Raw genomic sequence first — 12,672 nt, 5'->3', positions numbered from 1 at the left:
CCGCCCACCCGAGAGGACGAGCCGGCCCATGGCCTGTGACCTCTGGCTCGTCCCGCTCGTGGACGTGCTCGCCCACAGCCCCGAGAACCCGTTCCGCGAGGACCTCGACCGCTACAACACGGTGCTCGCCCAGTACGGGCTGCCGCCCGTCCCGATCCACCCCTACGTGCCGGGTTTCTCCGGGGACGTCGAGACGATAGCCGCGTTCGACTACGACTCGCTCCACTTCCTGCGCCGCGCCTACCTGTTGGGCCTCACCGGCTTCGAGGTGACGCCGGTGGACGCGCTCGGCAGCGACTACGAGCAGCTGCTGGAGATGTTCGAGACCAGCGCCGAGCAGTCGCACCTGGTCTGGCACTTCGACCACGCCGGGGCGTACGTTCCGCTGGACTTCGCGCTGCCCCTGGTCGCCGACGAGCTCCTCGCCGCGGGCGGCCCGCTGGGCTCCTCGCACGGGCTGCTGCGCGAACTCCAGGCAGTGGCACCGCTGCTGGGCATCGACCCGCTCAACCCCCCGGCTCCCACCCGCCCGTTGAGCCCCACCCAGCTGGAACAGCCCTTCGGCCCCCCGATCGACGACCTGCACCCCTACGCCCGCGAACGCCACGCCTGGTCCGGCCTCTACACGGCCGCCACCCGCAGCGTCACCCAGGGCTCGATGATCGTCTTCGCCTAGTCTTCGCCTAGCGCACCGCCTCTGCCGGGCGGTGCGCCCGCGGGCGTCAGCGCAGCGGGCCCTCCGGGGGACGCTGGCGCGGCATGGTGGGCCGGGTGCCCGGCGGGGGGAGGACGCGGACCTGGGCGCCGGCGCCGCTCTCGTTGCGGCCGCCCCAGACGCCGGGCGCCTGGGTGGGGAGCTGGCTCATGCCGGCCCGGAACTCCAGCATCCACTCGGAGGTCTCGGTGCGGACCATGTCGGACACGTCCTCGCAGAAGCGCCGCAGCACCCCGAGGCAGCGCTCGGCGGCCTCGCCCGCGGTGCCCTCGGTGGGGCCGAGCACCTCGCGGACGCACTCCGAGGCCCAGTCGAACTGGAAGGCCTCCAGGCGCCGTTGCAGGGCCTGGGCGGTGGACACGTCGCGCATCCAGCCGGAGGTCAGGCCGAAGGCGCGGTCGGCGAGCAGCGAGGCGGCGGCCAGCGCGAGGCCGGTGTAGCCCCACTCCATGGAGTGCGGCAGGGTGCCGGTGAGGGAGACCAGCGGGGCGGCGACGCCGCCGACGGTGAACACCGCGGTGGAGAAGCGCAGCAGGCGGGCCCAGCGGCGCTTCCAGACCCGGTCCCGGCGGTACCAGTCGATCGCCTCGACGGCCCGCTCCTCCGACCAGCGGTAGAGCTCCTCGAGCCGTTCGGCGGGCTCGCCCCAGTCACCGAGCGGGAACTGACGTGCACTCAGGTCGGTGCGGCGGCGGGTGGGGGTCCGCCCGCCGGCGCCCGGGGCGGGCTGGTCGTCGTCGGCGACCTCTTTGCCCCAGGGGCTCTCCTCGGGCTGCATTTCCGGCTGGCTCACCTGTGGCGCTCCCTGTGGCGGGGTGACTGCGGAGGCCCGGCGGGTACCGGGACTGACGGTACGGAATCAGGTCGGCCCGGGGATTCGGGCCGCGGTGCGTGGAACTGGCGGTGCGTGCTGCGGTGCGCGGTCCCGTGGCGCCGTGCGCGGGTCCGAGCCGCCCATGGTGCCGTGCCCGGCGTGCGGCCGGGTCCTCGCCCAACAGCACTTCTTACCGCCAAATGGCTGACCGTGGGGGCGCTTCCGCAGTGATCGTTATGTGATTTCACCTCCGGAAGCCGAGGTGAGAGGGTTGCGGCGGGTGGCCGGATTTCACCCGTCCGAGCGAGGTGAACCGGGGCTGCCGACCTGACAGCGCGGCCGTTCGAGGCGATCCCTGTGTTTTCCTACGAATTCGGACGCCGGATTCGTACACCGCCTGGACCTTCCCACGGAGCCGCCGACGGACCGGAACCGGCCACCGACTAGGCTTGGCAGGCGTGAAGGTCCTCGTCATCGGAACCGGCGCCCGCGAACACGCCCTGTGCCGCTCACTGTCCCAAGATCCTGCCGTCACCGAGCTGCACTGCGCGCCGGGCAACGCCGGGATCGCCAAGGTCGCCACGCTGCACCCGGTCGACCAGCTGGACGGCGCCGCGGTCACCGCGCTGGCCCGCGAACTGGCCGCCGACCTGGTCGTGGTCGGCCCGGAGGCCCCGCTGGTCGCGGGCGTCGCCGAGCCGCTGCGGGCGGCCGGCATCCCGGTGTTCGGCCCCGGCAAGGAGGCCGCGCAGCTGGAAGGCTCCAAGGCCTTCGCCAAGGCCGTGATGGCGGGCGCCGGCGTCCCCACCGCGCGCTCCTACGTCTGCACCACCGCGGCCGAGGCCGCCGAGGCGCTGGACGCGTTCGGCGCCCCGTACGTGGTGAAGGACGACGGCCTGGCGGCCGGCAAGGGCGTCGTGGTCACCGAGGACCGCGCCGCCGCGCTGGCCCACGCCGAGGCCTGCGAGCGGGTGGTCATCGAGGAGTACCTGGACGGCCCGGAGGTGTCGCTGTTCGCGATCACCGACGGCACCACGGTGCTGCCGCTGGTCCCCGCGCAGGACTTCAAGCGCGCGCTGGACGGCGACCAGGGCCCGAACACCGGCGGCATGGGCGCCTACACCCCGCTGCCGTGGGCCCCGGAGGGCCTGGTCGCGGAGGTGCTGGAGACCGTCCTGCAGCCCACCGTCGACGAGCTGCGCCGCCGCGGCACCCCGTTCTCCGGCCTGCTGTACGCGGGCCTGGCGCTGACCTCGCGCGGCACCAGGGTGATCGAGTTCAACGCCCGGTTCGGCGACCCGGAGACCCAGGTGGTGCTGGCCCGGCTGCGCACCCCGCTGGCGGGCGTCCTGCTGGCCGCCGCCAACGGCACGCTGGCCGAGCTGGAGCCGCTGCGCTGGTCCGAGGACGCCGCGGTCACCGTGGTGCTGGCCTCCGAGGGCTACCCGGCCGACCCGCGCACCGGCGACCCGATCGAGGGCCTGGACGCGGCGGAGGCCGACGGCGCCGCGTTCGTGCTGCACGCCGGCACCAGGGCCGGTGCGGACGGCGAGGTGCTGACCGCGGGCGGCCGGGTGCTGTCCGTCACCGCCACCGGAACGGACCTGGCCGAGGCCAGGGCCAAGGCGTACGCGGGCGTCGCGAAGATCTCCTTCAAGGGCTCCCAGCACCGCACCGACATCGCGCTGAAGGCTGCCGAGTAGCAGCCCACTGGCAGACCGCTCCCGCGGGGCGCTGTGCCCGGACCGACCCGTCCGGACGCAGCGCCCCGCGGCGTTTCCCGAGGTCGCGGACGTCAGCGCCAAGCCCGGAAAACCAGTCCTTCGGGTGATGACCTGGGCATCCTGCTGACGGGGCGCGGGCATGCGCCGTAGGGTGCGCTGCATCGCGCAGGGGCGGGGGCGTCGGCGCGGACGCGGCTCGTCGCCGCGGCACGCCGGGGGGATGCTGGGAGCGGTGGCGCGCCCCGTCGCGGTGTCACCAGGACGGGTGGAATCCCCGGAGTTCCGGAACACCCGCCCGCAGCGGGGCGTCGAGACTGGCAGGAGAGCGCCACGCGAGTCGCACCACCGGGTTCGGCATCCGCCGCTTCCCGTAACGGAATTGATCGAGTCGAGTCGGCTGCGAAGGGGGTGCCGCGGCGATGACTGCAGTGGACACCGCACGCGCACGAGCCCACGCCGTCCTGCGTGTTCGCGGACGGGCCGTGGCGGCCGCCGCGCTGCCCGCCGCCTGCGCGGTGGTGCTGCTCGCCGGGCGGTTCACCGGACACATAGGCGCGCCCGGGTCACCGGACGCCGCCCTGTGGGACGGCATCCGCTGGGCGGTCTGCGCGGTCGCCGCGCTGACCTTGCTGCTGGCCGCCCTGGTGGCCCGCGCGCACCGCCGGGCCGTCCCGCCGGTGACCCCGGCCGTCCCGCTGGAGCGCAGGGACGCTCCGGAGCTGTACCGCCTGATCGAGGAGCTGGCCGACCGGCTGGACGTGCCCGCGCCCGCCGCCATCGCGCTCACCCCCGACTGCGACAGCTGGCTGGAGGAACCGCACGACCCGCGCCACCGGGCCGCGCCCGCCGCCCCCGTGCTGGTGATCGGCTCCCCATTCCTGTGGTGGATGCGGGCCGGCGAGCTGCGCGCCCTGCTCGCCCCCGTGGTGGCCGGCACCGCGGCCGCCGCCGATCCGGACATCGCCGCCGCCCGCCGCTGGCTGCGCACCCTGGACGCCTCGCTCGGCGACCGCCGCCGCGGGCCCGCCGCACTGGTCGACCTGATCGACCGCCGGCTGCTCGGCGCCTGCCGCGAGCACGCCGCCGAGCTGGAGCACGCCGTCGCCGCCTGGGCGTCCGAGCAGGCCAATGCCGTCGACTACGGGCTGCGGATCGCCGCCCAGGAACAGGTCGGCCTGGCCTACGCGGGCTGGGACCGGCTGCTCACCCGGGTCGCCCTGCCCGCCTGGCGGCTCGGCCGGCACCCCGCGCACCTGAACGCCGGCGTGGTCTCGGCGCTCACCGAACTCTCCCGCCGCGACCGGCTGGCCGCCGACGGCTACGAGAACCGGCTCGGCGACCGCCCCTCCTGCGACCTGCTGGAGGAGCCCGGCCTGGTCGACGCCCGGGTGTCCCGGCTGGCCGCCGAACTGCTGCACGAGGAGCCGGCCGAGGGCTGGCAGCCGCTCGACTGGGAGGACTACCCGAACCAGGTGGTCGTCCGGGGTTGGCGGGCGCAAGCCGCCGCCCTGCAGGCGGCGCTCGGCGAGGACCGCCCGCACACCGGGCCCGCGCTGGACAAGCTGCTGGCCCGGCTCGCCGCCGGCGAGGCCGAGACGCTGGCCGCCGCACTGGCCGGCCAGGTGGCGCGCGGCGCCCGCGTCGCGCCCCCGCTGCCACCCGTGCGCAGCGGCCGTGACCTGCTGGTCGAGCACCTCACCGCGACCGTCTGCTGCGCCGCGGTGGACGCCGGCACCGCCGCCCCCGGCCTGGACTGGCTGGACGGGCCGGTCCTGCTGTCCCGGGCCGCACCGCGGGCCGAACTCGCCCCGGCGGTCGCCCTCGCGGTGGAGGACGGGCAGGACGGGCCGCTGCTCGCCTGGCTGGAGCGGGCCGGGGTCCGGCTGGAGCGCCCGGTGCGCCTTTCGGGCTGAATCGGGACTGTTCACGGATACCGGTTTCATCCGGACCAAATTGCTACGGTGGGGTGACGCTGCGCCAGCAAACTGTGGTGTCCTGGTCGGCACGCACATCCGCATGGCAATTGCCAACCCTCGGTGGATGGGCGAAGGGTGGGGAGGGCGTGTGGGGACGGAGTCCAACCGCCGGTGGGAGTCCGGCACGCTGGCGCACGGGGTGTCCGACCCGTTCGGGCAGGGCCCGCTGCCGTGGCTGCGCAGCCCCGACCACTACCTGGCGGACGGCGAGGGCGCGGTCCCCTGGTACGTCAGCGTGGACGCCCCCGGGCAGCAGCCGATCGGCGGCCAGTCCCGGCCGCGGGCCGCGGTGAGCGGCCCGCGCAACTCGGACGACGTGCGCCAGCAGATCAAGGGCTTCGCCTCGGCGGGGGTGGTGCGGCCCGGCGGCGCGGTGGACTTCCGGGTGACGGTGAACCCGCCGCAGGAGTTCCAGGTCGACGTCTACCGGATCGGCCACGACGGCGGCGACGGCGCCCGGCAGGTGTCCTCCAGCCCGCTGATCGCCGGCCTCGCGCAGCCCGCGCCGATGGTCGCCGACCGCACCGTCTCCTGCCACCACTGGTGGCAGTCCTGGCGGCTGCAGGTCCCCGCCGACTGGCGGTCCGGCGCGTACGTCGCCGTGCTGACCACCGCCGACGGCGGGCACCGCAGCCACATCCCGTTCACCGTGCGGGACTTCGACCCGGCCGACCTGCTGCTGGTGCTGCCCGACGTGACCTGGCAGGCGTACAACCTGTTCCCCGAGGACGGCCACCGCGGGGCCAGCCTGTACCACGCCTGGGACGGCACCGGCCGGCTGGTCGGCGAGGCGGAGGCGGCGGTCACGGTCTCCTTCGACCGGCCGCACGCCGGGGCCGGGCTGCCGCTGCACGTCGGGCACGCCTACGACTTCATCCGGTGGGCCGAGCGCTACGGCTACGACCTGGGCTACGCCACCGCCACCGACCTGCACGCCGGCCTGGTCGACGCCGCCCGGTACAAGGCGCTGGTCTTCCCCGGGCACGACGAGTACTGGTCGGAGCCGATGCGGCGGGCCGCCGAACGGGCCAGGGACGGCGGCACCTCGCTGGTGTTCCTGTCCGCGAACAGCGTGTACTGGCGGGTCGAGCTGTCTCCCGGGCCGAACGGCGAGCCGTCCCGGCTGCTGAACTGCCGCAAACGGCAGCGGCTCGCCGCCGACCACCCGGCCGCGGGGACGGCGGGCTCGGCCTCCGCGCTGTGGCGGGACGCCGGGGAGCCGGAGCAGCACCTGCTGGGCATCCAGTACGCGGGCAGCGTGCCCGCGCCGGTGCCCCTGGTGGCCCGGAACACCGCGCACTGGCTGTGGCAGGGGACCGGCCTGGCCGAGGGTGAGGCGCTGCCCGGGCTGGTGGCCGGGGAGGCCGACCGCTACTACCCGAAGGTCGCGCTGCCCGCGTACAGCGAGCGCACCCTGCTCGCGCACTCCCCGTACCGGGACGCCGCCGGGCGGCTCACCCACCAGGAGACCTCGCTGTACCGGGCGCCCAGCGGCGCGTACGTGTTCGCCGCCGGGACCTTCGCCTGGTCGCCGGCGCTCGACCGGCCCGGGCACACCGACGAGCGGATCCAGCGGGCCACCGCCAACCTGCTCGACCACCTGTGCAAGGAGGGGCGCACCGGCTCCTGACCGGGCGAACGTGAAAGACTCGGTCGCAGAGCCCCCCAGCTGTGAGGACTGACTGAGCGTGAGCGGATTCGTCACCAAGCCCGAGCCGGTCCAGGTGCCCGGCCTGGTCCACCTGCACACCGGCAAGGTGCGCGACCTGTACCGGGACGGCAACGGCAACCTGGTGATGGTGGCCAGCGACCGGACCTCCGCCTACGACTGGGTGCTGCCCAACGAGATCCCCGACAAGGGCCGCATCCTCACCCAGCTGTCCCTGTGGTGGTTCGAGCGGATCGCCGACCTGGTGCCCAACCACGTCATCTCCACCGACGTCCCGGCGGGTGCTCCCGCCGACTGGGCAGGACGCACCCTGATCTGCCGCAGCCTGGACATGGTGCCGGTGGAGTGCGTCGCCCGCGGCTACCTGGCCGGCTCCGGCCTGGAGGAGTACCGGGCCTCCCGCACCGTGTGCGGCATCGCGCTGCCCGAGGGCCTGGACAACAGCTCCGAGCTGCCCGCGCCGATCTACACCCCGGCGCTCAAGGCCGAGGTCGGCGAGCACGACGAGAACGTCCCCTACGAGGAGACCGCCCGCCGGATCGGCGCGGAACTCGCCGCCAACCTGCGCCAGATCACCCTCGCCGTGTACGGCCGGGCCCGCGACATCGCCCGCGAGCGCGGCCTGATCCTCGCCGACACCAAGTTCGAGTTCGGCCTGCTGGACGGCGAACTGGTCATCGGCGACGAGGTGCTGACCCCGGACTCCTCCCGCTACTGGCCCGCCGACCAGTGGGAGCCCGGCCGCGACCAGCCGTCCTTCGACAAGCAGATCATCCGCGACTGGCTGACCTCGCCCGCCTCCGGCTGGGACCGCAAGAGCGAGAACCCGCCGCCGCAGCTGCCCGACGCGATCGTCGAGCACACCCGGCAGCGCTACATCGACGCGTACGAGAAGCTCACCGGGCTGAGCTGGAAGTGATCCTCCCGCGGCCGGCTGTGACGGACCGTCACAGCCAGCCGTGCTCGCGGGCGATCCGCACCGCCGCGTGCCGGTTCTCCGCGCCCAGCTTGCCCGCCGCCGAGGACAGGTAGTTGCGCACCGTGCCCTGCGACAGCGCCGCCCGGTCGGCGATCTCCACGATCGAGGAGCCGTTCGCGGCCAGCTCCAGCACGTCCGTCTCGCGCGGCGTCAGCGGGGAGTCGCCCGCACTGATCGCCTCCGCGGCCAGCTCCGGGTCCACGTAGCGGCCGCCCGCCCGGACCGTGCGGATGATCCCGGCCAGGTCGGAGGCCGAGACGGTCTTCGGCAGGAAGCCGCGGACACCGGTCTCCAGCGCCCGCTTCAGATAACCCGGCCGCCCGTGCCCGGTCACGATCATCACCCGGCACTCCGGCAGCCGGCGGCGCAGCTCGGCGGCCACCTCCAGGCCGTCCAGGCCCGGCATCTGCAGGTCCAGCACCGCCACGTCCGGGCGGTGCGCGGCCGCCATCGCCAGCGCCTCGGGACCGGACGCCGCCTCGGCGACCACCGTCAGGTCGTCCTCCAGTGCCAGCAGCGCCGCCAGCGCACCGCGGATCAGATGCTCGTCGTCGGCGAGCAGCACCCGCACTCGGTCGGTCATGCCACGGACTCCCTTGCTCCGATGGGTAGTTCGGCGGTCAGGCGGAACCGCCCGGAGCCGCTGCCGGCGGTGCTCAGGCCGCCGCCGTGCGCGGCCAGCCGCTCGCCCAGGCCGCGCAGGCCGCTGCCCGCGCCCTCGGTGCGGGGCGCCGGAACGGCCGGCACCCCGTCGTTCTCCACCTCCAGCACCGCCGTGCCGCCGGACACTCGTAGCCGGAACAGGCAGTTCGCCGCCTCCGAGTGCCGCAGCACGTTCGTCGCCGCCTCCCGCACCACCCAGCCCAGCACCGACTGCGCCTCGGCCGGCAGCGTGTCCGCGCCCGCCAGCTCGGTCCGGCAGTCGACGTTCGCGGCACGCAGCACCGAGGCCGCGCCGATCAGCTCGGTGTGCAGCTCCACGGTGCGGTAGCCGCGCACCACCTCGCGGACCTCGCGCTGCGAGTCCTGCGCGATCCGCTGCACCTCGGTCATCTGATCCACCGCCTCCGGGCGCTGACGGCGCGCCAGCTGGACGGCCAGCTCGCTCTTCAACGCGATGGTGGCCAGGTTGCGGCCCAGCACGTCGTGCAGGTCGCGGGAGAACCGCAGCCGCTCCTCGGCGACGGCCAGCCGCGCCTGGGTGTCGCGGGCCTCGTCCAGCTCCCACACCACCTTCGCCGTCCAGGCCGAGCCCCGGGCCGTCCCCGCCGCCAGCGACGCGCCGATCAGACAGCCCACCGCCATCCCCGCCACGAACCCCGGCTCCGCGCCCGACCACAGCAGCGGCGCGGCGACCAGCGCCATCCCCGCCACCGCCGCGACGGCGGCCTCCCGGATCGGCAGCGCCACCGCGGCGGTGGCGATCCAGAAGGTCATCGTCACCATGCCGACCGTGGTCGAGAACGAACTGTCCGACTCCAGCGGCGGCCCCAGCAACAGCACCGCCACCGAGGTGGCGACCGAGACCGCCCCCGCCAGCACCACCCAGCGGTACGGCTGCGGGCGCCGCCCGAGATACGCGGGCAGGCCGACCCGGATCAGCAAGCCGTTCAGCACCGAGGCGGCCAGCGTGCCGGTCACGCCCGCCGCCAACTCCCAGCCGACCACCCCGCGGTGGCCGATCGAACCGGCCACCAGCCCGAGCGTCACCACCGGCTGCGCCAACGCCACCGCGTACAGCGACCAGCGCACGTAGAACTCGGTGCGCTGCGGCTTCGACAGCGACCGCCAGCGCCGGACCGGCCTGGGCCTGCTCACCCGCACGGCTGGGTACCCCGCTCTCTGACGACTTCCGAGCATCTTGCCAGCCTTGAGGGAGGGGAAGGGGGTGCGCTGCGCGCGGCCGGTGGGGGAGACCAGCCGGGCGGAGAAGATGGGGTGCGCTGCGCGCGGCAGGTGAGGGAGATCAGCCGGGAGGGAGGAGAGAGAGGGGGGTGCGCTGCGCGCGGCCGGTGGGGGAGATCGGCCGGGAGGGGCGGCGGGTCAGCGGCGGGGTTCCCAGCGGAACCAGTGGCGGGTGGCCCAGGCTGCGGCGGCGGTCCAGGCGAGGGCCAGCAGGAGGGGGACGGCGGCCTGGCTCCAGGTGCCGGCGAAGCCTTCGGAGGGGCCGGTGCCGTCGGTGCCGAACCAGCCGATCCGGAGCAGTTGCAGGGCGGGGGTGGTGGGCAGCAGGCGGCAGACGTTCGCCATGGTGTCCGACATGGACTCCAGCGGGACCATCAGGCCGGAGCCGAACTGCGCGGCCAGCATCAGCGGGAGGGTGGTGATGCCGGCCGTCTCCACGGTCTTGGTGACCGCGCTGGACAGGGCCGCGAGTGCCGTCAGCAGGACTGCGGACAGGGCCAGTCCGGCCAGCATCAGCAGCGGGTTGGCGGGGGTGCGCAGGTCGAGCAGCACCGCGCCGCCGACGCCCAGCAGCAGGCACTGGAGCAGGGCCAGCCCGATCGAGGGGACGGCGGTGCCGAACAGGATCTCGGTGTCCCCGGCCTCGCCGGTGCGCAGCCGCTTCATCACCAGCTCGTTGCGGCGGGCGGTGTAGGCGGTGGTCAGGTTGCAGTAGACGACGACCAGCAGCACCAGGCCCATCGAACTGGTGATCAGGTTGGCGTTCACGTCCAGGCCGGGGGTCTGTTCGGAGGCGGCCCGCAGGATCGAGCGGAGCGAGCCGACCAGGGCGAAGGGCAGCACCAGGGCGAGGAACATCGCGGTGCGGTTGCGGCGCAGCAGGACGGCCTCGGCACGGCCGAGGGCGAGCAGCCGGCCGACGGGCGTGGTGGTGGCGGGGGCGGCGGCGAGGCTCATGCGGCACTTCCGAGGGTCTCGGGGAGGGCGGGGGTCGCGGCGCCGGCGGCGACGGCGAGGAAGGCCTCCTCCAGGGAGGCGCTGCGGGCGTCCAGCCGGGCCAGCGCGACCCGGTGGTGGGCGGCCCAGCCGAGCAGTTCGGTGAGGGTGCCCTGCAGGTCGGCGGTGCGCAGGGTGACCCGGCGGCCGTCGAGTTGCGGTTCGGCGCCGGGCAGCAGCGGCAGGTCGAGGGCGGCGTGCGGGCCGGTGCGCTCGGGCAGTTCGAAGCTGATCCGGGCGGGGTGCTCGGCGAGCACCTCGGCGACCGTGCCGCCGACCACCACCCGGCCGTGGTGCATGATCGCCAGCCGGTCGGCGAGTTCCTCGGCCTCCTCCAGGTAGTGCGTGGTGAGCACCACCGTGGTGCCGGTCGCCCGCAGTTCGCGGATCAGCCGCCACACCGCGGCCCGGGCCTCCGGGTCCAGTCCGGTGGACGGCTCGTCCAGGAACAGCACCTCGGGCCGGCCGAGCAGGGCCATCGCCAGGTCGAGGCGGCGGCGCTCGCCGCCGGACAGCTGCTTGACCCGCACCTTGCGCCGCGGCAGCAGGCCGACCAGGTCGAGCGCCTCGTCCACGGTGCGGGCGCCGGTGGTCAGGCCGCCCCAGCAGCGGCCGGTCTCGGCGACGGTCAACTCCCCGGGGAAGCCGCCCTCCTGGAGCATGATGCCGATCCGCGGCCGGAGCGCGGCGCGCTGCCGGACCGGGTCCAGGCCGAGCACCCGGACCTCGCCCGCGGTCGGCGCGGCCAGGCCCTCCAGCACCTCCAGGGTGGAGGTCTTGCCGGCGCCGTTGGTGCCGAGCAGCGCGAACAGCTCGCCGGTGGCGACGGTGAGGTCCAGGCCGCGGACGGCCTCGAAGCCGGCGGCGCCGGACGGCCCGTAGCGGCGGTGCAGCCCGCGGGCCTCGACGGCGGGGCGGGGACGGCTGGTGTCGGTCATGACTCCAGCCTTCCGGCGGTCCGGCCCCACCAGTAGTGCGGGCCGTCACCGCGCGCCGGTGGAGTTCCACGGGTCGGCGATGACAAATGTCATCGGTGGTGCGACCGGCGGGGCCGACCGGGGAACCGGGGCGGAGAACGCCGAAGGCCCCCTCGGTCGAGGGGGCCTTCGGAACCGGAGCGGACGACGAGATTCGAACTCGCGACCCTCACCTTGGCAAGGTGATGCTCTACCAACTGAGCCACGTCCGCAGGGATATTCACTTGTGTACAGCTGTTAACGCTAGCTGCGAGCGGACGACGAGATTCGAACTCGCGACCCTCACCTTGGCAAGGTGATGCTCTACCAACTGAGCCACGTCCGCACGGTGCTTGCGCACCGGCCGCCCCGCTCGGGTCTCCCCGGTTGCGGCGACGAGAATTACTCTACAACATCAATCGGCCTGCTCGCCCCACCCTTCCCCGGCGGCGTGGCCGGGGAAGGCCTGTGGGGCCGCAACGGCCCTGCGGTGGGCGTCAGTTGTTCTCGGAGAACGCCTCGTACACGTGCTTCGGGATGCGGCCGCGGGCCGGGAGTTCCATGCCGTTCGACTGGGCCCAGGCGCGCACCGCGGCCGGGTCCGGGGTGAGTGCGGTGCGGCGGAAGGACTTTCCGCTGCGGCTCTGCCGGCGGCCGGCGGCGACGAACGGGGCGAGGGCCTCCCGAAGCTTTTCCGCGTTGTCGGCGGACAGGTCGATCTCGTAGGACTTCCCGTCCACACCGAAGTGGACGGTTTCTGCGGCGGCGCCGCCGTCCAGATCATCGGAGAGCGTGACGACTACACGCTGAGCCATGGGTGTCAATCCTCTCGGGCAATTCGGCCGTCGGGGGTCTCGGATGCCCCGCCGGTCCGTTGGGCCGGGACCACGGCATCCGCCGGCGGGCAGGGGAGCCCGCGCCGAGATGCGGCGCGTTCG

At 74.4% G+C, this 12,672-nt stretch carries 11 protein-coding genes and 2 tRNA genes; 5 read left to right on the top strand and 8 right to left on the bottom strand.

The genetic code is table 11. From position 1 onward, the window contains the following. Nucleotides 1-28 precede the first annotated feature (28 nt). The gene (locus tag BX266_RS17840; protein ID WP_099901039.1) at nt 29-676 is read left to right on the top strand and encodes a hypothetical protein; all 648 of its coding nucleotides are present in this window, start codon (nt 29-31) and stop codon (nt 674-676) included. Between the two features lie 46 nt (nt 677-722). Here the strand turns inward: BX266_RS17840 and BX266_RS17835 are convergent, their stop codons facing one another. After that, entirely contained in the window at nt 723-1,508 is a 786-nt protein-coding gene (locus BX266_RS17835; RefSeq protein ID WP_399169880.1) for an SLATT domain-containing protein, read from the bottom strand. A gap of 479 nt (nt 1,509-1,987) precedes the next feature. Here BX266_RS17835 and purD point away from each other — a divergent pair, with 479 nt between their 5' ends. The 4 genes from purD to BX266_RS17815 all read left to right on the top strand — a co-directional run bounded on the left by purD (nt 1,988) and on the right by BX266_RS17815 (nt 7,817). After that, entirely contained in the window at nt 1,988-3,232 is a 1,245-nt protein-coding gene (gene purD / locus BX266_RS17830; RefSeq protein WP_099901035.1) for a phosphoribosylamine--glycine ligase, read from the top strand. 440 nt (nt 3,233-3,672) lie between these two features. Next, entirely contained in the window at nt 3,673-5,166 is a 1,494-nt protein-coding gene (locus BX266_RS17825; protein ID WP_099901033.1) for a hypothetical protein, read from the top strand. 151 nt (nt 5,167-5,317) lie between these two features. Beyond that, nucleotides 5,318-6,859, top strand: coding sequence for a N,N-dimethylformamidase beta subunit family domain-containing protein (locus BX266_RS17820; RefSeq protein WP_099901032.1), 1,542 nt, complete (start codon nt 5,318-5,320; stop codon nt 6,857-6,859). Nucleotides 6,860-6,917: 58 nt separating this feature from the next. Then, nucleotides 6,918-7,817, top strand: a complete 900-nt coding sequence (locus BX266_RS17815; protein ID WP_099901030.1) for a phosphoribosylaminoimidazolesuccinocarboxamide synthase — start codon at nt 6,918-6,920, stop codon at nt 7,815-7,817. Between the two features lie 28 nt (nt 7,818-7,845). Here BX266_RS17815 and BX266_RS17810 read toward each other — a convergent pair whose 3' ends face one another. The 7 genes from BX266_RS17810 to BX266_RS17780 form a co-directional block, all read right to left on the bottom strand. Continuing rightward, nucleotides 7,846-8,460: a response regulator transcription factor gene (locus BX266_RS17810; RefSeq protein WP_099901028.1), complete on the bottom strand. Its 615-nt coding sequence runs from the start codon at nt 8,458-8,460 to the stop codon at nt 7,846-7,848. Further along, complete coding sequence (locus tag BX266_RS17805) at nt 8,457-9,695, bottom strand: sensor histidine kinase (protein WP_259464741.1); 1,239 nt, start codon at nt 9,693-9,695, stop codon at nt 8,457-8,459. Before BX266_RS17805 ends, BX266_RS17810 begins: the two co-directional genes overlap by 4 nt. Before the next feature lie 225 nt (nt 9,696-9,920). After that, nucleotides 9,921-10,739: an ABC transporter permease gene (locus BX266_RS17800; RefSeq protein ID WP_099901024.1), complete on the bottom strand. Its 819-nt coding sequence runs from the start codon at nt 10,737-10,739 to the stop codon at nt 9,921-9,923. Continuing rightward, the gene (locus BX266_RS17795; RefSeq protein ID WP_099901022.1) at nt 10,736-11,716 is read right to left on the bottom strand and encodes an ABC transporter ATP-binding protein; all 981 of its coding nucleotides are present in this window, start codon (nt 11,714-11,716) and stop codon (nt 10,736-10,738) included. The genes BX266_RS17800 and BX266_RS17795 overlap by 4 nt, the downstream gene beginning before the upstream one ends. A gap of 178 nt (nt 11,717-11,894) precedes the next feature. Next, nucleotides 11,895-11,967: transfer RNA gene (locus BX266_RS17790), tRNA-Gly, on the bottom strand. Nucleotides 11,968-12,007: 40 nt separating this feature from the next. Next, nucleotides 12,008-12,080: transfer RNA gene (locus BX266_RS17785), tRNA-Gly, on the bottom strand. A 151-nt stretch (nt 12,081-12,231) separates the two neighbouring features. Further along, nucleotides 12,232-12,549, bottom strand: coding sequence for an Lsr2 family protein (locus tag BX266_RS17780; protein WP_073807183.1), 318 nt, complete (start codon nt 12,547-12,549; stop codon nt 12,232-12,234). Nucleotides 12,550-12,672 lie beyond the last annotated feature (123 nt).

Origin of the sequence: Streptomyces sp. TLI_171 (genome assembly GCF_003610255.1) — a bacterium.
In the GTDB taxonomy this organism is placed as follows: domain Bacteria; phylum Actinomycetota; class Actinomycetes; order Streptomycetales; family Streptomycetaceae; genus Kitasatospora.
Note: the sequence above shows the minus strand (reverse complement) of the source record. Positions and strands in the feature narration are given on the sequence as shown.

Bases quoted from the DNA above. Each gene is read 5' to 3' on its own strand.
- BX266_RS17795 (WP_099901022.1), bottom strand. From the start codon at position 11,716: ATGACCGACACCAGCCGTCCCCGCCCCGCCGTCGAGGCCCGCGGGCTG.
- BX266_RS17780 (WP_073807183.1), bottom strand. From the start codon at position 12,549: ATGGCTCAGCGTGTAGTCGTCACGCTCTCCGATGATCTGGACGGCGGC.
- BX266_RS17810 (WP_099901028.1), bottom strand. From the start codon at position 8,460: ATGACCGACCGAGTGCGGGTGCTGCTCGCCGACGACGAGCATCTGATC.
- BX266_RS17825 (WP_099901033.1), top strand. From the start codon at position 3,673: ATGACTGCAGTGGACACCGCACGCGCACGAGCCCACGCCGTCCTGCGT.
- BX266_RS17800 (WP_099901024.1), bottom strand. From the start codon at position 10,739: ATGAGCCTCGCCGCCGCCCCCGCCACCACCACGCCCGTCGGCCGGCTG.
- BX266_RS17840 (WP_099901039.1), top strand. From the start codon at position 29: ATGGCCTGTGACCTCTGGCTCGTCCCGCTCGTGGACGTGCTCGCCCAC.